At 75.3% G+C, this 18795-nt stretch carries 13 protein-coding genes; 4 read left to right on the top strand and 9 right to left on the bottom strand.

Annotation, left to right across the window (positions count from 1 at the left end; genetic code table 11):
* Positions 1 to 16 precede the first annotated feature (16 nt).
* Genes ACIBPC_RS30050 through ACIBPC_RS30060 form a run of 3 tightly spaced genes read right to left on the bottom strand, consistent with a single transcriptional unit; the run spans position 17 to position 3665 of the window.
* On the bottom strand, positions 17 to 997 hold the full coding sequence (locus ACIBPC_RS30050; protein ID WP_398849030.1) for a carbohydrate ABC transporter permease: 981 nt from the start codon (positions 995 to 997) through the stop codon (positions 17 to 19).
* A complete protein-coding gene (locus ACIBPC_RS30055; RefSeq protein ID WP_398849148.1) occupies positions 994 to 1995 on the bottom strand; it encodes an ABC transporter permease in 1002 nt (333 codons plus the stop codon). Before ACIBPC_RS30055 ends, ACIBPC_RS30050 begins: the two co-directional genes overlap by 4 nt.
* Positions 1992 to 3665 (bottom strand): extracellular solute-binding protein, encoded by a 1674-nt coding sequence (locus ACIBPC_RS30060; protein WP_398849032.1) that lies wholly within the window; start codon positions 3663 to 3665, stop codon positions 1992 to 1994. Before ACIBPC_RS30060 ends, ACIBPC_RS30055 begins: the two co-directional genes overlap by 4 nt.
* A gap of 298 nt (positions 3666 to 3963) precedes the next feature.
* On the opposite strand from ACIBPC_RS30060, the gene ACIBPC_RS30065 reads away from it, so the two are divergent.
* Complete coding sequence (locus tag ACIBPC_RS30065) at positions 3964 to 6852, top strand: glycoside hydrolase family 3 C-terminal domain-containing protein (RefSeq protein WP_398849034.1); 2889 nt, start codon at positions 3964 to 3966, stop codon at positions 6850 to 6852.
* 51 nt (positions 6853 to 6903) lie between these two features.
* Here ACIBPC_RS30065 and ACIBPC_RS30070 read toward each other — a convergent pair whose 3' ends face one another.
* A complete protein-coding gene (locus ACIBPC_RS30070; RefSeq protein WP_398849036.1) occupies positions 6904 to 8358 on the bottom strand; it encodes an aldehyde dehydrogenase family protein in 1455 nt (484 codons plus the stop codon).
* A gap of 266 nt (positions 8359 to 8624) precedes the next feature.
* Between ACIBPC_RS30070 and ACIBPC_RS30075 the strand changes: the two genes are divergently transcribed.
* On the top strand, positions 8625 to 9956 hold the full coding sequence (locus tag ACIBPC_RS30075) for a M14 family metallopeptidase (RefSeq protein WP_398849038.1): 1332 nt from the start codon (positions 8625 to 8627) through the stop codon (positions 9954 to 9956).
* Positions 9957 to 10032: 76 nt separating this feature from the next.
* On the opposite strand, the gene ACIBPC_RS30080 is transcribed toward ACIBPC_RS30075, so the two are convergent.
* From ACIBPC_RS30080 to ACIBPC_RS30095, 4 genes are all read right to left on the bottom strand, one after another.
* A complete protein-coding gene (locus ACIBPC_RS30080) occupies positions 10033 to 11577 on the bottom strand; it encodes a PucR family transcriptional regulator (RefSeq protein ID WP_398849040.1) in 1545 nt (514 codons plus the stop codon).
* Positions 11578 to 11649: 72 nt separating this feature from the next.
* Entirely contained in the window at positions 11650 to 13986 is a 2337-nt protein-coding gene (locus ACIBPC_RS30085) for an ATP-binding protein (protein ID WP_398849042.1), read from the bottom strand.
* 206 nt (positions 13987 to 14192) lie between these two features.
* Positions 14193 to 14909: a maleylpyruvate isomerase family mycothiol-dependent enzyme gene (locus ACIBPC_RS30090; RefSeq protein WP_398849044.1), complete on the bottom strand. Its 717-nt coding sequence runs from the start codon at positions 14907 to 14909 to the stop codon at positions 14193 to 14195.
* On the bottom strand, positions 14900 to 15598 hold the full coding sequence (locus ACIBPC_RS30095; protein WP_398849150.1) for a pyridoxal 5'-phosphate synthase: 699 nt from the start codon (positions 15596 to 15598) through the stop codon (positions 14900 to 14902). Before ACIBPC_RS30095 ends, ACIBPC_RS30090 begins: the two co-directional genes overlap by 10 nt.
* 204 nt (positions 15599 to 15802) lie before the next feature.
* Between ACIBPC_RS30095 and gabT the strand changes: the two genes are divergently transcribed.
* Together gabT and ACIBPC_RS30105 are read left to right on the top strand one after the other, a co-directional pair.
* Positions 15803 to 17170, top strand: coding sequence for a 4-aminobutyrate--2-oxoglutarate transaminase (gabT, locus tag ACIBPC_RS30100; RefSeq protein WP_398849046.1), 1368 nt, complete (start codon positions 15803 to 15805; stop codon positions 17168 to 17170).
* A gap of 135 nt (positions 17171 to 17305) precedes the next feature.
* On the top strand, positions 17306 to 18055 hold the full coding sequence (locus ACIBPC_RS30105) for an N-acetyltransferase (RefSeq protein WP_398849047.1): 750 nt from the start codon (positions 17306 to 17308) through the stop codon (positions 18053 to 18055).
* A gap of 117 nt (positions 18056 to 18172) precedes the next feature.
* On the opposite strand, the gene ACIBPC_RS30110 is transcribed toward ACIBPC_RS30105, so the two are convergent.
* Positions 18173 to 18709, bottom strand: a complete 537-nt coding sequence (locus ACIBPC_RS30110) for a hypothetical protein (protein WP_362965212.1) — start codon at positions 18707 to 18709, stop codon at positions 18173 to 18175.
* Between the last annotated feature and the right edge of the window lie 86 nt (positions 18710 to 18795).

The following is an 18795-nucleotide window of genomic DNA, read 5'->3' on the forward strand; positions in this document are numbered from 1 at the left end:
TGGCGGGCGGGGGGGCTCAGCCCTTGACGGCGCCGATGAGCATGCCCTTCTTGAAGTGGCGCTGGACGAACGGGGACAGGACGGCGACCGGCAGCAGGGCGAGGATCATGACGGCGGTCTGCACGGCGAGGCTGGGGATCTGGCCGGTGCCGATGACCTGCGCCATCCCGGCCGGGCGCTCGTTGGCCAGCACGATCTGCTGGAGGACGTTCTGCAGGGGCAGCTTCTCCTGGTCGGTGATGTAGATGAAGCCGGCGAACCAGTTGCCCCAGTAGGCCACCGCGTAGAAGAGCGAGATCACCGCGAGCACCGCGCGGGACAGCGGCAGGACGAGCTGCCACAGGATGCGGAACTCGCCCGCCCCGTCGATGCGGGCGCTGTCGATGATCTCCTGCCCGACGTTCATGAAGAACGCGCGGAGCACCAGGATGTTGAAGACGTTGACCGCCATGGGGAGGATCAGCGCCGCGTAGCTGTTCATCAGGCCAAGGCTCTGGACCAGCAGGTACGTGGGGATGATGCCCGCGCCGCCGAAGAACATCGTGGCCATCAGCGTGAACAGCAGCGGCCGGTGGCCGAGCGAGCCGAGGCGGGAGAGGCCGTACGCGGCGAGCACCGAGACGGCCATGCTCAGCAGCGTGCCGACGACGGTGACGCCGAGGGAGACGAGCATGGCGCGGGAGACCTCGCCACCGCTGAGCAGTTCGCGGTACGCGTCGAGGCTCACGCCGTCGGGCCAGACGACAAGGCCGCCGGTGCGGGAGATCGTCTCGGCGTCGGAGACGCTGGTGACGGCGACGATCCAGACGGGGAAGAGGATTGCCAGGACGGCGAGGACCAGGATCGCGCCCTTGGCGCCCAGGCCGGCCCGGGTGGGCGGCTCCTCCCAGGCGGGCCGGGTGTCGCGGGAGGCGCGGCGGCCCGGGGGCGCGGTGCGGGCGGGGCCGCCGGTGCGGGGACGGGCGCCGCCGGTGGGGCGCGTGTCGGTGGCGGTCATCGGCGTGCGTACACCCCCTGCTCGCCCATCGCGTGGGCGACTCGGTTGGCCGCGAGCACCAGGGCGACGCTGAAGACGCCCTTCACGATGCCGATCGCCGCCGCGTAGCTGAAGTCACCGCTCTGGATGCCGGTGTGCCACACGTAGGTGTCGAGCACCTCGGAGGCGCCGGGTCCCACGGCGGTGCGCTGGATGAGGTACTGCTCGCCGCCGACCGTCAGCATGTTGCCCACCTGGAGGACGAGCAGCAGGGCGACGACGGGGCGCAGCGCGGGCAGCGTGACGTGCCACATGCGGCGGGCGCGGCCCGCGCCGTCCACGGCGGCCGACTCGTACAGCTCGGTGTTGACCGTGGACAGGGCGGCGAGGAAGACGATGATGCCCCAGCCCGCGTCCTTCCACATGACCTGCGCGGTGACCAGCCACTTGAAGAAGCCCGGGTCGGTCATCAGGTCGAAGCCGTCGGACCAGCCCCAGTCGCGCAGCAGCTGGGCGACGAGCCCGGCGCCGCCGAAGAGCTGCTGGAAGACGGTGACGACCAGGACCCAGGAGAAGAAGTGCGGGAGGTAGAGCACGGCCTGCGTCCAGGCGCGGACGTGCCGGTGCAGGACGCTGTTGAGCAGCAGGGCCAGGGCGATGGGCACGGGGAAGTAGAAGATCAGCTGGAGCGAGGAGAACAGCAGGGTGTTCTGGGCCGCGTTCCAGAAGTCCCGGTCGTCGAGCATCCGGGAGAAGTTCTCCATGCCGGTCCAGGCGCTGTTGGCGAGGGAGTCGAAGAACCCGTCGCCCGCGTAGGGGCTGTAGAACTGGAACGCGATGACGTTGCCCGCGATCGGGACGTAGGCGAAGACGACCAGCAGCCCGACCGCCGGGAGCGTCATCAGGATCAGCGGGTAGTCGCGGCGCAGCCGGTGGCGGAACGCGGCGCGCCGCGGCTCCACGGGGGGCGGCGGGGCCGTGCGCGGGGACACGGGTGGCTGGTGGTCCGGCACGCTCAGGCGCCTTCCTCGTCCAGCAGGCCCTGGTAGAAGTCGCGCAGCTCGTCGCCCCCGGCGCTGCGCCAGTCGTCCACGGCGTTGCGCAGGTCGCGCAGGGAGCGGCGGCCGCGTACGACGTCGTCCTCCAGGTCCTCGAAGCCGCTGTTGATGCTGGCGAGGCGGGCGGGCTCCTGGATCTGGCGGCCGTAGAAGAGCGGTTCGCGGGCGAAGGCCAGGTTGCGCTTCTGCCAGCCGGTCCAGTCCTCGACGACCTGCGGGGTGTCGGGCAGCGCGATGGAGTGGCCCGGGGAGCAGATGAACGGGTAGGTCTCGGGGACGACCTCCTCCTCGCCCTGCGGGGTGCGGACGGGCAGTCCGTCCTCCAGGGTGTAGTGGGTGCCCGCGACGCCGTAGGCGCGCATGCGGTTCTCGGCCGTGCCGTAGGGGGCCGCCGTGTAGTTGGCGATCTGGAGTGCCTCGCGGACGCGGTCCTCGGGGAGGTCCTTGTTGACGAACGTCCAGATGCCGGAGCCGTTGGCGAGGTAGACGACGGGGTCCTGCCCGGCGAGGCGGGGGAAGTCGAAGGCGTTCATGTGGAAGCCGGGGTTGGCGGTGCGCTGTTCGACCACGGTGTTGTGCCAGCCGCCGTCCCCGGTGTTGAACATGAGGACCTCGCCGGCCGTGAAGCGCTGGTTGGCGTCGCCCGACGCGGCGACGGCGTCGGGGTGGACGACGCCCGCCTCGTAGAGCCTGCGGGTCCACTCCAGCGCTTCGAGGTACGCGTCGGTCTCGTAGCGGTTGACCAGGCGGCCGTCGTCGCCGCGGTCGAAGTAGTTGGGCTTCTCGGGCAGCACGCCGTGGATGATGAACGCCGTCCACTTGAGGTCCTCGCAGGCCCACACGCCGTTGCGCGCCGAGGTGATGTCCACGCAGAAGTCCAGGAAGTCGGCGGCGTCGGCGGGGACTTCCCAGCCGTTTTCCTCGAAGACGTCCTGGCGGTAGTAGGGCACGACGCCGCCGATGGGGGCGCCCGGCATGGGCAGGCCGCGCAGGGCGCCGCCGAACACGGACGCCTGCCAGGCGCCGGTGGGGATGGCGGCGAGGTTGGGGTAGTCGAGCACGGCGTCGCCCGACAGGTGGGGGCCGAGGTCGGCGAAGCGGCTGCCGATGGCCTGCGGGATCTGGCCGGTGAGGTTCCAGCCGGGGATGCACACCAGGTCGGGGATGTCGTTGCCCGCGAGGACGGCGCCGAGCTTCTCGCCGTACGTGTTGCCGTCCTGGGTCTCCCAGTCCATGCGGACGCCGATGGCCTCGTCCATGGCGGTCCAGAACGCGTTGCCCGCCCCGGGCGGAGTGCCCCACAGGGGCGTCATCGCCCGGAATTCGCCGCCGCCGCCCGGGACCTCGGGCACCGAGACGCCCAGCTCCTCGTCGGGTATCCACGCCGTGTAGCCGGGGCTCGACCCGTTCTCCGGCGCGATGTCGGGCTCCACGGCGGCGTCCGACGCGCGGTAGGAGGGCAGGATCTCCCGCAGCCGCGACTCCGAGGCGCGGCCCTCCTGCCCGCCGCCACCGCCGCCGTTCCCGCCGCACGCGGACAGCAGGGGCACGCCGCCCGTGACCGCGAGCGCGGCGTACGCGGAGGAGCTGAGGAATCGTCTGCGGCTGGGCGCCGGACGGGGAATCGGCATGGCGGGGACACCTTTGCGGCTCGGTGACGTGGGCGGACGTGTGGCGGCACAGTGATCGAAGCGCTTCGATGTTGCGCCGAGGCTAAGACCCGACTCCCGGGACCACAAGCCCTGTTCCGCAGAAAGTTCCCTGCCGCAGGGGGCGCCGGGGCGCCCGACTGGCCAGCGATCACAAGGAGATGGCTGTCCGTCAGGTGTCGGTGTCTTGACAGGACGCCGCCGGAAATCCAGCATCGAAGCGCTTCGAACGTCCGGGCCGGAGCACGGCTTGGCCGCCGCCATCGCAAGGGAGCGACCCGTGACCGACGGACCACCACCGTTCCGTGACCCCGCACTCGGCGTCCCCGCGCGCGTCGCCGACCTCCTCGGCCGGCTCACCCCGGCGGAACGGGTCGCGATGCTGCACCAGTTCGCCCCGGCGGTGCCCCGGCTCGGGCTCCCGGCCTTCCGCACCGGCCAGGAGGCGCTGCACGGCGTCGCCTGGATGGGGCCCGCGACCGTCTTCCCCCAGGCCGTCGGCCTCGGCGCGACGTGGAACGACGAGCTGGTCCGGCGCGTCGGCGAGGCCGTCGGGCGCGAGGTCCGCGCCATGCGCGCCGCCGACGACCGGGTGGGACTCAACGTGTGGTCCCCCACCGTCAATCCCCTGCGACACCCGCTGTGGGGCCGCAACGAGGAGGGCTACTCCGAGGACCCCCGCCTGACGGCCGCACTCGCCACCGCGTACACGCGCGGACTGCGCGGCGACCACCCCGCCCACTGGCGCACGGCCCCCGTCCTCAAGCACTGGCTCGCGCACAACCACGAGACGGACCGCGACACCGCGTCCACCACGCTGCGCCCCCGCGTACTGCACGAGTACGAGCTGCCCGCCTTCCGCGGCGCCGTGCGCGCGGGCGCGGTGGCGGGCGTGATGCCCGCGTACAACCTCGTCAACGGCCGCCCCAACCACCTCTCGCCGCTGCTGGCCGACGAGCTGCGGCGCTGGAGCGGCCTGCCGCTCGTCGTCTGCTCGGACGCGGGCGCGCCCAGCAACATCGCCGGGTCGCAGGGCTACCTGCCGACGCACGAGGAGGGCCTCGCCGCCGCGCTGCGGGCCGGGGTGGACAGCTTCACCGACCACGGCGAGGACCCCGCGCCGACCGTCGCGCGGCTGACGCGGGCGCTGGAGCGCGGCCTGATCACCCAGGAGGACGTGGACAGGGCCGTGGCGCGGCTGCTCGACCTGCGCATCCGGCTCGGACTCCTCGACGGCGACTCCCCCGCCGGTGCGGACGACGCCGCGTTCGACACCCCCGGGCACCGGGCGCTGGCGCGCGAGGCGGCCGAGCAGGCTGTGGTGCTGCTGAAGAACGACGGGGCGCTGCCGCTGCCGCCGGGGGCGCGCGTCGCGGTGGTCGGCCCGCTGGCGGACGAGGTGAAGCTCGACTGGTACAGCGGCTCGCTGCTGCGGCGCGTCACGCCGCTGGACGGGCTGCGGGCGCACCCGGGCGTCGCGTCCGTGACGTTCGCGGACGGCGCAGACCGAGTGCGGCTGCGGGCGGACGGCGGCTGGCTGACCGTGCCGGACGCCCCGGCGGCGGACGCGGACGGCGAGGGCGGGCGCGCGGCCGCCGTACTCGACCCGGCGCTGCTGCGCGGCCGTACGGACCTCCCGCCGCTCGTGCTCGGCCCGGCGGAGGCCGCGTCGGACCTGGCCATGACCGACTGGGGCGGCGGCGTCCTCACGCTGCGCGCGCCCGACGGCCGCTACCTGTCCGTCGCCGAGGACGGCCTGCTGCGCGCCTCGGCCGACCGCCCGGACGGCTGGGTCGTCCGGGAGACGTTCGCGCTCGACCCCGCCGCCGCGGGCGGCCACGTCCTGCGGCACCTGGCCACCGGCCGCCCGCTGCTGGCCGGGCCCGGCGGCCTCGCCACCGCGCCCGAGGGCGCCGACGGCACGGTGTGGGACGTCAGGAGGACCAGGGACGGCCGCGACGACGTGGCCGCCGCCGCGTCCGCCGCCGACGCGGTGGTCGTGGTGCTGGGCAACGACCCGCACATCAACGGGCGCGAGACCGAGGACCGCACGACGCTGGGCCTCCCGCCGCAGCAGGACCGCCTGTGGCGCGCCGCGCACGCCGTCAACGGCCGGACGGTCCTCGTCCTCGCCTCGTCCTACCCGTACGCCGTCCCGCACGCCGACGCGGTGCTGCCCGCCCTCCTGTGGACGGCGCACGGCGGCCAGGACGCCGGGACGGCGCTGGCGCGCGTGCTGTGCGGCGACGTCTCCCCCGCCGGGCGGCTGCCGCAGACGTGGTACGCGTCCGACGCCGATCTGCCGGGGCTGCGTGACTACGACCTGATCGCCGCGCGCAGCACGTACCTGTACTTCGACGGGACGCCGCTCTACCCGTTCGGGCACGGCCTGTCGTACGCGTCGTTCGCCTACGGCGGCCTGACCGCCGCGCAGGCGGGCGACGTGCTGGAGGCGGAGGTGACGGTCACCAACACCGGCGCGGTGACGGCCGACGAGGTGGTGCAGCTCTATGTGCGCGCGGTCCAGCCGAGCGTGCCGCGCCCGCACCGTTCACTGGCCGCACACCGGCGGGTGCGCCTGACGCCGGGCGAGTCGCGGCGGGTGCAGTTCGCCGTGCCGCTGGCGGAGGCGCTGGGCTTCTGGGATGTGGCGCACGGCCGCTGGACCGTGGAGCCGGGGGCGTACGAGGTGCAGGCCGCCGCGTCCAGCGCGGACGTCAGGGGTACGGCCACGGTGGTCGTCGCGGGAGAGCCCGCCGGGCCGCGCCCGGTGGGGGCGGCGGGTCTGGCGGCGGCCGACTTCGACGAGGCGGCGGGCGTCGTGCTCGTGGACCTCAGCAGGAGCGCCGGGGAGGCAGTGGCCCCGGCGGCGGACGGCGTACCGGGCGAACTGGTCTTCCGGCGCTGCGCGCTGGGCGAGGGGACGGGCCCGGTGACCGTGGCGCTGCGGGCGGCGCGGGAGGAGGAGGGTGAGGCGCGGGTGGTGCTCGACGTGCTGGAGGCCGGGGGCGGCGGGCAGCGCGCGGAGTTCACCGTGCCGTCCACAGGGGACCGTTACGCGTACACGACGGTCACCGCGACGCTCCCCAGCGTCCCCGAAGGGGTGCGCGACATACGGCTGACCCTGTGGGGGCCGGTGCGCGTGGAGCGGCTGGACCTGGCCCGCTGACCGGCGTCCCGGGGGCGCTGTCACGGCCGCCCCCGGGACGTCACAGCGGCCTCAGAGCTGGAGGCCGGTGAGCACCATGACGCGCTCGTACGTGTAGTCCTCCATCGCGAACCGCACACCCTCGCGCCCGACGCCCGACGCCTTCACCCCGCCGTACGGCATCTGGTCGGCGCGGTACGAGGGCACGTCGCCGATCACCACGCCGCCGACCTCCAGGGCCCGGTGCGCGCGGAACGCCGCCTGCAGGTCGTGCGTGAACACGCCCGCCTGGAGGCCGAACTCCGAGTCGTTGGCCGCCGCGAACGCCGCCTCCTCGCCGTCCGCGCGGGTCACCAGCAGCACGGGCCCGAAGATCTCCTCGCGCGCCACCTTGGAGTCGGCCGGGACGTCCTCCAGCACGGTCGGCGCGACGGAGGCGCCCTGCCGGGTGCCGCCGGTGAGGACCTTGGCGCCCGCGTCGGCGGCCTCGTTCACCCAGCCCTCGATGCGGCGGGCGGCCTCCTCGCTGATCTGCGGGCCGACGTCGGTGGCGTCGTCGGCGGGGTCCCCGGTGACGAGCGCCTCGACGGCCGCGACGATGCGCGGGACGAGGCGGTCGTAGACGGCGGTGTCGGCGATCACGCGCTGCACCGAGATGCAGGACTGGCCGCCCTGGTAGTTCGAGAACGTCGCGATGCGCGTGGCCGCCCAGTCGAGGTCGGCGTCCGAGGCGTAGTCGGCGAGGACGACGGCCGCGCCGTTGCCGCCGAGTTCGAGCGTGACGCGCTTGCGCGGCACCGAGTCGCGGATCGACCAGCCGACGGGCACGGAGCCGGTGAACGAGATGACGGGCAGCCGCTCGTCCTGCACGAGGGACGGCATCGCGTCGTTCGGCACCGGCAGGACGCTCCAGGCACCGGCGGGCAGCTCGGTCTCGGCGAGCAGTTCGCCCAGCAGCAGCGCGGAGAGCGGGGTGGCGGGGGCGGGCTTCAGGATGATCGGGGCACCGGCGGCGAGCGCGGGGGCGACCTTGTGCGCGCTGAGGTTGAGCGGGAAGTTGAACGGCGCGATGCCGAGCACCGGGCCGTACGGGACGCGCCGCGTCAGCGCGAGCCGCCCGGCGCCGCCCGCGTCGGCGTCCAGGCGCTGGGCGGTGCCGCCGTTGAAGCGGCGCGCCTCGTCGGCGGCCCAGCGGAAGACGGACTGGCAGCGGGCGACCTCGATCCGCGCCCACTTGACGGGCTTGCCGTTCTCCGCGCTGATCAGCTGCGCGATCTCCTCGGTGCGCTCGGCCAGCAGCGCGACCACGCGGTCGAGCGCGGCGGCCCGTACGTACGCGGGGGTGGCGGCGAACTCGGCGGCGGCCGACGCGGCGGCGGCCACCGCCTCCTCGGTCTGCGCCGCCGTGGGCACGCTCACCGTGCCCACGGTCCTGCCGTCCCAGGGCGAGGTGACCTCCAGGGTGTCCTCGCCGGTCGCCTGCCGCCCGGCGAGCCAGAACGGCTGCGGAGAAGTGGTCGTCGTCATCGCGGAGCCCGCCTTCCGGTGGTGTCTGCTGTCCTGGGTTCCCACCGTAGGCGCTGGTACGCCCGTGGCTTCTTGTCCGGCGTGGCGCGGTGGGGTGCGTCGGCGCGCCACTTCGGCAGGGAGGCGGCACGGGGCGGCACGGAAAGGCGCTATTGACCGGAGCATGTCACGAGCCGGAGCATGGCTCTGCGCGAGCCTGGCGCACCACAGCGGGGCGCCCCACGAGGGGCCGCCCACCGGCGCATCGGACACCCCAGGGAGAAGCCTTGCGACCGTTCCGCCGCACCAGCCGCACCAGACCCAGCACACCCGCGCGCCGTGCGCGCACCGCAGCAGCCGCCCTCGTGGCGCTGGCCCTCGCCGCCGGTCTCGGCACGCAGGCCACCGCCTCCTCCCCGTCCCTGTCCCCCGCGGCGGAGGCCGCCACCGTGCAGCAGTGGGAGGTCACGGGGCTGAGCACCGCCGCCGAGCGCACCGCGCTCTCCAGGACCGGCACGGCCATCGACGAGGTACGCGCGGACTCCGTCGTCATCACGGCGAACGCGGCCGACGTACGGCGCCTGCGCGCCCTCGGGTACGAGCTGAGCGCCCTGCCCGGCACCGCCGCCACCGACATCCGGCCCAACGCCCCCTCCGACTACCACACATACGCCGCCGCCGTGGCGGAGATCAACGCCGTCAGGGCCGCCCACCCGAGCCTGGTCACGACCCGGGTCATCGGCCGCTCCTACCAGGGCCGCGACATCATCGCCGTGAAGATCAGCGACAACGCCGCCACGGACGAGAACGAGCCCGAGGTCCTCTTCACCCACAACCAGCACGCCCGCGAGCACCTGACCGTCGAGATGGCGCTGCGCACCCTCAGCGTGCTGACCTCCGGCTACGGCACGAACGCCCGCATCACCGAGCTGCTGAACACCCGCGAGGTGTGGCTCATCCCGTCCGTCAACCCGGACGGGAAGGTGTACGACCAGGAGTCCGGCTCGTTCCGCAGCTGGCGCAAGAACCGGCAGCCCACGCCGGGCAGCTCCTACGTCGGCACCGACCTGAACCGCAACTGGGCGTACCGCTGGGGCTGCTGCGGCGGCTCGTCCGGCTCGGCCAGCTCGGAGACGTACCGCGGCCCGTCCGCCGAGTCGGCCACCGAGACGCGCGTCGTCGCCGACTTCGTGCGCAGCCGGGTCGTCGGCGGGCAGCAGCAGATCACCGCGCACATCGACTTCCACACGTACGGCGAGCTGGTGCTGTGGCCCTACGGCTACACGTACGACCGCACCGGCCCCGGCCTGACGGCGGACGACGCGGCGGCCTTCGAGGCGCTCGGCCGGCAGATGGCGGGGACCAACGGCTACACGCCGCAGCAGTCCAGCGACCTGTACATCACGGACGGGTCCATCAACGACTGGCTGTGGGCGAACCAGGGGATCTTCTCGTACACCTTCGAGATGTACCCGCGCAGCGCCAGCGGCGGCGGCTTCTACCCGCCGGGCAGCGTCATCGCGCGCGAGACGGCGCGCAACGACGCGGCGGTGCTCCTGCTGCTGGAGTACGCCGACTGCGTGTACCGCATCACGGGCCAGCAGAACACGTACTGCTGACGCGGCGCACCGCGGCGCGGACAGCCGCCCCCGTTCCCCGGGACAAGCCGGGGAACGGGGGCGGCGGCCGTACGGGTCAGGCGCCCGGCGCGGTCGCCTTCAGCGCGAGCCACAGCTCCATCCGGACGTCCGGGTCGTCCAGCGAGCGGTCCAGGATCTCCTCGACCCTGCGCATGCGGTACCGCAGCGTGTGCCGGTGCACGCCCAGGTCGGCGGCCGCGGCGTCCCACTGCCCGTGCCGCGCCAGCCAGGCGCGCAGCGACGCCACCAGGTCGCCCCTCCCCCGCTCGTCGTGGCGGCGCAGGGCGCCCAGCATGCCGTCCGCGAACGCGCGCACCGCGTCGTCCGCCAGCAGCGGCAATATCGACCCGGCCGCCACGTCGGTGTGCTCCACGAGGACGCGGCCGCGCCGCCTGGCCACCACCAGCGCCTCGCGCGCCTGCCGGTAGGCGGAGTCCACGGCGGCGGGCCCCGTCGGCGCCGACAGGCCCATGACGAGCCCGGCGGGCGGCTCCCCCGCCGCGGCGTACTCGGCGCAGGCCGCGGCGGTGGCGCCGCCGTCGGGCAGCAGCCACACCAGCCCGTCGCCGTCGGCCGCCGCCAGCACCGGCTCGCCCGCCCGCGCGGCGGCCGTCACGACGGCGCGGCCGAGCGCGTCACGCTCCTCGCCCGTGCCCGGCACCTCGGCGACGAGGACCCGCAGCGGCGCGTCGAACAGCCCGCCGTACAACTGGCCCGCCACCGCGCGGGCGTGGTCCGCCTCGCCGCTGAGCAGCATCCGCAGCACCGCGCCGCCGAGCCGCCCCTCCGCCTCCTGGTACGCGCGGGAGCGCTCGGTGAGCAGCGTCAGCACGGCGACGGCGGACTGCACCGCGTACCGCTCCGCCGTGCCGGGGGGCGCGCCGGTGCCGATGGCGAGGACGGCCCTGGGTGTGCGGCCCGCGCCGATCGACTGGAGTTCCACGCGGTCGTCGTCGGGCGCTCCGGCGCAGACGGCGCTGGCCGGGGCCTGGCGTTCCCCGAGGGCCCTGACGTCGTCGGCCAGCGCGGCGGCGCGGCGCCCGGCCCAGGCGGGCGCGGCGCCGGTGACGCGCCCCGCCAGGTCGTACAGGGCGCACCAGCCGCCGAGCTGGACGGCGAGCCGGTCGAGCAGCGCCTGCTGCCCGCCGTCCGAGAGGGCGGCCCTGGTCAGCTCGCGCTGGGCGGCGAATCCGGCCGAGACCGTGCGGTACTGCTCGGCGGCGATGGCGGCGGACACGGCCTTGCCGATGGCGATGAACGGAGTGGGGCGCGGTACTTCGAGCAGCGGCAGGCCGACCGCGCGGGCCGCTTCGAGCAGCGCGGGCGGCACCTCGGGGTGGTTGACGCCGACCCCGAAGCCGAGGCCGACGACCCCGGCGCCCGCCAGCCGCGTCACGTACTCCCGCATCGCGTCGGCGTCGTCCACGGCCAGCTTCAGGCCCGTCGTCAGGAGCAGCTCGCCGCCGTCGAGCCAGGGGACGGGGTCGGCGAGTTCGCTGGCGTGCGCCCATCGCACGGGCGTCTCCAGCCTGCCCTCCCCGGAGAGCACGGCGAGCTTGAGCCCGGTGTGCTGGGCCAGGGAGGCGAGCGTGGGCTGCATGGGTCACCTCGGGGGCCAGGACAACACGTCTCATCACGGTACATCGCTCGCCATAGGGGGCGGCGGGGGTGCTCAGCCGAGCCGTACGAGCACCGGCGGGGTCGGCTCGCCGCCGACGGTCGTCATCGACACCACCGCGTGGCGGGGCGGCACGCGGTGGGCCAGCTCGGACGCGGACCAGCGCTCGCGTTCGACCCGCCGCACGGTGACGGACTCGGTGGTGGTGTCGCGGCCGGTGAACAGCTTGCGCACGCCCCGGACCGTACGCCGCAGCACGCCGCCGGCGCGGTCGGGCGTGCGCGTCGTCTCCTGGTCCTCGGTCCACGCGGTGCCCCAGGCGCGCGCGAAGTGCTCGGCGTCCCAGGTGGTCAGCCCGGAGAACGCCATCCGGCAGCCGACCGCGCCCAGCAGCCCGGTACGCAGGGCGGACGGCACGTCGTCCAGGGTGCGCAGGGCGAGGACGGCACCGGCGTTGTTGGGGCGCAGCTGGGTGAGGCCGCGTACGGTGCCGGGTGTGACGGCGGCGGTCGCGTCGTCCAGCACGAGGCAGGCGAAGAGGGTCCGGTCCGCCCGGGTGGTCGCGGCGGTGGTGAACTGGGCGAGCAGCAGGCGCGTGATGATGCGGCCCGCCTCGGCGTGCCCGCCGCCCGGGAGGTCGACGCGTACGCGCACGGGGTGCACGAGGGCGCTCAGCGAGAAGGGGCGCGCGCCGAGGGAGAAGCCCGCGCGGTCGAGGACGGCCAGCCGGTCGGCGAGCTGGGGGCCGAGGTCGTCGGGGCGCTGGGCCTGGCGGGCGCGTGCGTCGAGTTCGCGCTGCTGGTGGGCGGCGCCCGCGTGGGCGAGGTCGTCGCGGAGGGTCGCGAGGAGGGCGGGGGCGCCGTCGAGCATGGCGCGCAGCTCGGGGACGCCGGGGAGCCGCGCGTACGCCGCGTGGTAGGGCGCGATCAGCTGGACGAGGACGGCGGCGGCCTCGGCGGGGTCCACGCGGGTGCCGCCGACCAGTGCCTCGGCGAGCAGCGCGGCGGCCTCGTCGGTGTCGGCGGCGCCGCCGTAGGGGTCGAGGTGGTGGGTGCTCGCCGGGTCGCCGACGCGCACGATGATGTCGAACGCGGCGTCGGGCCCCAGCGCGCTGCGCGCCGTGCCGACGGCCACCACGGCGGCCTGGCCGGTGAGGGCGCGCAGGCACAGGGCCTCGGTGACCGGGCGTATGACGCGTCCTGTCTTCCCTGAGCCTGGCGGGCCGACGGCGAGCAGCGATGTGCCCAGGACGGCCGGGTCGAAGGCGACCTCCTCGCCCCGGTAGGCGTAGGCGTTGCGGTCCTCGTCCAGGGCCGTGCCGATGCGGACCTGGCCGGTGAGGAGGTCGTGCCGCGCGGTGCGGGCGGGCAGGTCGCGGTCGCCCGACGGGTGGGTGAACGCGGCGGCGCCCTCGGTCTCGGCGGCCCCGGCGAAGGCGGGCAGGGCGGTGGGGCGGCTGCGGACGGCGCGCCAGGCGTGCTCGATGCGCGCGTAGTCGAGGTCGCTCATCGTGCCGTCCCTGATCTCGCGGGCGAGCCGGTCGGCGGCGGCGGGCGCGCCCGCGGCGCGCAGCTCGGCGAAGTCGGCGAGGCGCGCGCGGTCGGCGGCGGCCGTGCCGTCGGCGGCGCCGCGCGGGAAGTGCCGCAGGACGTGCCGCCAGCCGCCCGCCGCGGCGGCGAGGGCGACGAGGAGGGCCGTCCACAGGAGGTAGTGGGCGTTGTACGCGAGGGTGTACGCGGTGGTGTCGCCGTCGCGCCACCAGGAGTCGGGGACGACGGCGTACAGCGGCTCCAGCCAGAACGTCCAGATGCCGAGGAAGCTGAGGCGCCAGGCGGCCCACAGCGCGGCCAGCGCCACCAGCGCGCGGGTGGTGGCGCGCGGCGGCAGCGGCGGGATGTCGGCCCGGCCGCACACCCTGCGCAGCAGCGACGGCCGCCAGCGCCGCCACAGCGCGGGCCCGTTCCCGACGCGTGCGAAGGCGTACACGAGGAGGTACGCGAACAGCAGCTCGTACAGCCACAGCAGCGTCGGACCGGCGGTCGACGTGCCCCAGGAGTCCGCGCCCAGCCAGTCGAGCGGCCAGGTGACGAACGGCAGGTAGCCGTTCGCGTACAGCGACCACACGACCCAGCCGGTGATCGCCGCCAGGGCGGCGCCGCCGTGCAGCTCGCGGTCGCCGAGGCGGTCCGGGTCCTCGGGCGGCTTGGGGACGTGTCCCGTGCGCCAGACGCCGGGTACGGCGGGCGGGCGCGGCGCGCGCAGCCAGCGGACCAGAGGGGGCGCGTCGGCGTCGGGCGCATGCCGGGGCACCGGCGGCGTGCCGGGCGGGCGGGGGACGGGCGGTGCGTCCTCGCGTGCGCTGTGCGCGTCAGGCGCGCCGTTCGTGGTCATTCGCTGCCAAGCCCCCTGAGCAGGCGATCGGGTGACAGTGCGTCGCCCTTCAATCTAGTGCCCCGGCGGCGCCGGTTCTGAGGGACCGGAAGCCCCGGAGGGAGATGCCCGGTGAGATTGCCCAACGGGGGACCGTCGCATACCCGTTCGCCTGGGACATCTGCCCGGCGCGGCGGCGCCGTGGGACGCCGCCGCGGGGCCGCGCGTCACGGCCAGGGGTCGAGGGCGGGCAGCCGCGCCACCGGCGGTGTCAGGGCGCCGTCGGGCGTCCGGCCCGCGAGCCAGGCCGTCAGGTCGGCGAGCCGCCCCTGCACGGCCACGTCGCGCCCGGCGCCGGACTCCGCGCCGTACTCCGCGCGTTCCGGCCCGTCCGAGGCCGTCAGCCGCAGCCGCACGCCCTCCGGCACCCGCGCCGACAGGAAGTCCAGGGCGTGCGCGCAGAACGGGCGGGGCCACTCCCCCGGCGCGTACCCGAGCAGGGCGTCCGCCGTGTGGACCTCCACCTCGCGCCACCACGCCAGCAGCGCGTCGGTGAGCACGCCGTCGCGGTAGCCCACCGGCCGCCGCCAGTCGTCCGGGCCGACCGCCGACCAGGCGGCGTCGGCCTCGTCCAGCGCGGCGGCGACGGCGCGGCGCAGCTGCTCCGCGTCCCGCACGGAGCCCGCCTCGATGCCCGCGTCACGCTCGGGACGGCCGCCGTCGTACACGGCGACGCGCTCGCCGCGCACCGCGTACCGCGCCTGGCGCGCGAGGGCGCGGCCCACGCCCTCGACGTGCGACAGCAGGTGCGCCCTCGACCAGCCGGGGAGCGCGCTCGGGGCGCGTTCGCCGCCGTCGGCGAGGCGCGGCAGCAGGGCGCGGAGGCGGCGGTGGGCAGCGAGCACGAGGTCCCGGACGGCGGCCGGGTCCTGGGTCACGGCCACAGCCGCCCCCGCTTCCAGCCCGCCGCGCCGTCGCGGTCGTACGCCAGCCGGACGTGGTCGCGGTCGCGCCTGCCCTGCCAGAACTCGACGCGTTCGGCCCGCAGCGTGTACAGCGTCCACTCCGGAGGCACGGCGTCCGGATCGCGGGCGAGGCGTTCCCGTGCGGCGGTCAGCTCGCGTTCCCGCGCGGCGGGGTCGGTGAGCGGCGTGCTCTGGCGGCCGAGGGACGCGGCGGCGCGGGCGGGCAGGCCGCGGGCGCGGAAGTCGGCCGCGGCGGACTCCGCGTCCTCGGCGGTGACGGGGCCGCGCAGCCTGACCTGGCGGGCGAGCGCCTTCCAGTGGAACGTGAGCGCGGCGTACGGCCGGTGCGCCAGGTCGCGCCCCTTCGGGCTCCCGGCCTGGACGGCGAACTGCCAGCCCGCGGCCTCCGGCAGGACGTCCTTCAGGATCAGCACGCGCGCCGACGGGTACCCGTCGGCGTCCACGGTGGCGAGCGTCATGGCGTGCGGCTCGGGCTCGCCCGCCTCGACGGCCTCGCGCAGCCAGGCGGCGAACAGGCCGACGGGCCCGGCGGGGGCCGCCGCCGTGGCGAAGCCCGGGGTCTCCCCTGCGAAGACGGGCAGTGCGCGCAGCAGCGGGCGCAGGCCCGGTGTCCCGGGCGGCTCTGACAGTGCGGGCGACACGAGCACCGCGGTCACCCCTTTCCCTCGTTCTAACGGTTGGACGCGACATTACCATTAGGCCCTCCGGGAGCCCGGCTCCGGCCGCCTCCTGACGGATTGGCCAAGAAGCCGCGCCGACCACTCCGCCACGGCGCGTGCCCCCGGCCGCCGCGCGGCCCTAGCCTGCGAAGGACGCACCCGACACACGCCCCTTCGCGACGAGGAGTCCTCATGAGCGCCACGAGCGACACGACCGAGACGACCGGCGGCCCCTCCCTCCCCCAGCGACGCCGCCTCGTCACCGAGATCCCGGGCCCGCGCTCCCGGGAGCTGATGGCCCGCAAGAGCGCCGCCGTCGCGGCCGGGGTGGGCTCGGTGCTGCCGGTGTTCGCGCGCCGCGCGGGCGGCGGCGTCCTGGAGGACGTGGACGGCAACAGCTTCATCGACTTCGGCTCCGGCATCGCCGTCACCTCGGTCGGCAACAGCGCCGAGGCCGTCGTACGCCGCGCCGCCGCCCAGCTGGAGCAGTTCACCCACACCTGCGCGATGGTCACGCCGTACGAGGGGTACGTCGAGGTCTGCGAGGAACTGGCGCGCCTCACGCCCGGCGACCACGCCAAGAAGTCGATCCTGGTGAACTCCGGCGCCGAGGCCGTCGAGAACGCGGTCAAGATCGCCCGCTACCACACCAAGCGCCAGGCGGTCGTCGTCTTCGACCACGGCTACCACGGCCGCACCAACCTCACGATGGCCCTGACGGCGAAGAACATGCCGTACAAGCACGGCTTCGGCCCGTTCGCGCCCGAGGTCTACCGCGTCCCGATGGCCTACCCGTACCGCTGGCTGAGCGGCGCGGAGAACTGCGCCGAGGAGGCGGCGGCCCAGGTGATCGAGCAGATCACCAAGCAGATCGGCGCCGAGAACACGGCGGCGATCGTCGTGGAGCCGATCCTCGGCGAGGGCGGCTTCATCGTGCCCGCGCGCGGCTTCCTGCCCCGGATCGCGGAGTTCGCGCGGGAGCACGGCATCGTGTTCGTCGCGGACGAGATCCAGTCCGGCTTCTGCAGGACCGGGCAGTGGTTCGCGTCCGAGGACGAGGGCCTGGTGCCCGACCTGATCACCACCGCCAAGGGCATCGCGGGCGGCCTGCCGCTCGCGGCGGTCACCGGCCGCGCCGAGATCATGGACGCGGCGCACTCCGGCGGCCTCGGCGGCACGTACGGCGGCAACCCGGTCGCCTGCGCCGCCGCGCTCGGCGCGATCGAGACGATGCGCGAGCAGGACCTCCCGGCCCGCGCGCGCCGCATCGGCGACATCATGCTGCCCCGGCTGGCGGAGCTGGCCGGCAAGTACCCGGCGATCGGCGACGTGCGCGGGCGCGGCGCGATGGTCGCCGTCGAGCTGGTGAAGCCGGGCACCAAGGAGCCCGACGCCGCCGCCACCGCGAAGGTCGCCGCCGCCTGCCACGCCGAGGGCCTGCTCGTCCTCACCACCGGCACGTACGGCAACGTCGTCCGCTTCCTGCCCCCGCTGGTGATCGGCGAGGACCTCCTCACCGAGGGCCTGGACATCCTGGAGAACGCCTTCGCCGCGCTCTGACCGCGCACGCCCGGCCCGGCCGTCTCCCGCACGGGGGACGGCCGGGCCGCGCCGTACGGGAAACCACGTGCGCGCGGCGGCGCGGGTCCCGTAACGTCCGCCCGGCCCGTACCCCGGCCCCTGAAGGAGCGGACCATGGACCTCCTGGTGACCACCGCCGCGCAGCGCCCCGACCTCGTCCCGCTGCTCGACGACTTCAACGACTGGCCCGCGTTCATGCGGGAGGACATGCTGTCGCCGCTGTACTACGGCGACGCGGTGGCGGCGCACCCCGCGCACGTCCTGATCGCCGTGGACCGCGACCGGCCCGACCGCCTGGCGGCCAAGGGCTACAGCGTCCCGTTCACCTGGGAGGCGGACCCGGACGAGGCCCTCCCGCCCGGCGGGTGGGACGAGGTGATCCTCATGGCGGCGCGCGACCGCCTCGCCGGGCGCAGGGGCACGATCGTGTCCGCGCTGGAGATCTCCGTCCGCCGCGACCTGCGCGGCACCGGCCTGTCGGGGGTGATGCTGGCCGCCATGCGCCGTGCCGCCGCCGACGAGGGGTACGCGAGCCTCGTCGCGCCCGTCAGGCCGAACGCCAAGCACCTCCACCCCGGCATGCCCGCCGCCGCGTACGCGGACCTGCGCCGCGACGACGGCCTGCCCGTGGACCCGTGGCTGCGCGTGCACGTCAGGGCCGGGGGCAGGATCACGGGCGTGTCGTCCCGCGCGATGACGATCACCGGGAGCCTCGCGGACTGGCGCTCCTGGACCGGCCTGCCGTTCGACACCGCGGGCCCCGTCGAGGTGCCGGAGGCCCTGGTCCCCGTCCACTGCGACACGGCCCAGGACCTCGCCGTCTACTGCGAGCCCTGCGTGTGGGTGCACCACCCGCTGTCCTGATGTTGAAGACCGTGCGCGGATGTGATGTGCGTCCGGCGGCACCCGGCCCACCGGCCGGGGCGCTGCCGTACGGTCGGCTGTGGCGAGAGCGGCCAGACTCCCGCACTCTCCTTCTCCTTACGGAACGGACCCGCCCGCCCCACACCCCCCGGGGCGGGCGGCCCGTCCGTCCACCGCCGCCGCGACACGCGGCGCGCGGGAGACGGGGCCCACGACGGCCGCCGCCTCGTGCATCGCCAGCTCCAGCAGCCCCGGATCGGTGAGGACGCCGGACCCGTCGGGCGGCACCAGCCAGCGCACCCCGGCCGCGGGACGCCCCGGGTGCGGCACGACGATCCAGCTCCCGTTGCCCGCCGCGCGCACGCCCGTCCCGAGCCAGCGGCCCGCCGTGCCCGCCGGGACGAAGAACCCGATCCGCCGGTCGCCCCGGTCGGCCAGGACGGGTCCCGGCCGGTCCAGGAGGACCGTCAGCACGTCGAGCGTCGGCCGCGCCAGCGGCTCAGGCACCACCAGCACGTCCCACAGCCGGCCGGCGGGCAGCAGTGCCACGCCGAGCGGGTGCCGCTCCCACTCCCAGCGGCAGGCCGCCGGTTCCGGCGCCGCCGACGCCAGCCAGTCCACCGCGGTCCTGCTCGTGCCGTCTCCGGTCCTCATCCCGGCCCTCCCCTTCGCGCCATGACGCCCGTGTCACGGGTCTCGGGGAGGGGGAGGCCGCGGCGGGCGGATCGTTACGCGACTCG

Origin of the sequence: Streptomyces sp. NPDC049879, from assembly GCF_044461265.1 — a bacterium.
GTDB lineage: Bacteria > Actinomycetota > Actinomycetes > Streptomycetales > Streptomycetaceae > Streptomyces.

Coding starts and splice junctions, on each gene's coding strand:
- ACIBPC_RS30110 (WP_362965212.1), bottom strand. CDS start 18,709: ATGAGGACCGGAGACGGCACGAGCAGGACCGCGGTGGACTGGCTGGCG.
- ACIBPC_RS30105 (WP_398849047.1), top strand. CDS start 17,306: ATGGACCTCCTGGTGACCACCGCCGCGCAGCGCCCCGACCTCGTCCCG.
- ACIBPC_RS30050 (WP_398849030.1), bottom strand. CDS start 997: ATGACCGCCACCGACACGCGCCCCACCGGCGGCGCCCGTCCCCGCACC.
- ACIBPC_RS30085 (WP_398849042.1), bottom strand. CDS start 13,986: ATGACCACGAACGGCGCGCCTGACGCGCACAGCGCACGCGAGGACGCA.
- gabT (WP_398849046.1), top strand. CDS start 15,803: ATGAGCGCCACGAGCGACACGACCGAGACGACCGGCGGCCCCTCCCTC.
- ACIBPC_RS30070 (WP_398849036.1), bottom strand. CDS start 8,358: ATGACGACGACCACTTCTCCGCAGCCGTTCTGGCTCGCCGGGCGGCAG.
- ACIBPC_RS30060 (WP_398849032.1), bottom strand. CDS start 3,665: ATGCCGATTCCCCGTCCGGCGCCCAGCCGCAGACGATTCCTCAGCTCC.
- ACIBPC_RS30080 (WP_398849040.1), bottom strand. CDS start 11,577: ATGCAGCCCACGCTCGCCTCCCTGGCCCAGCACACCGGGCTCAAGCTC.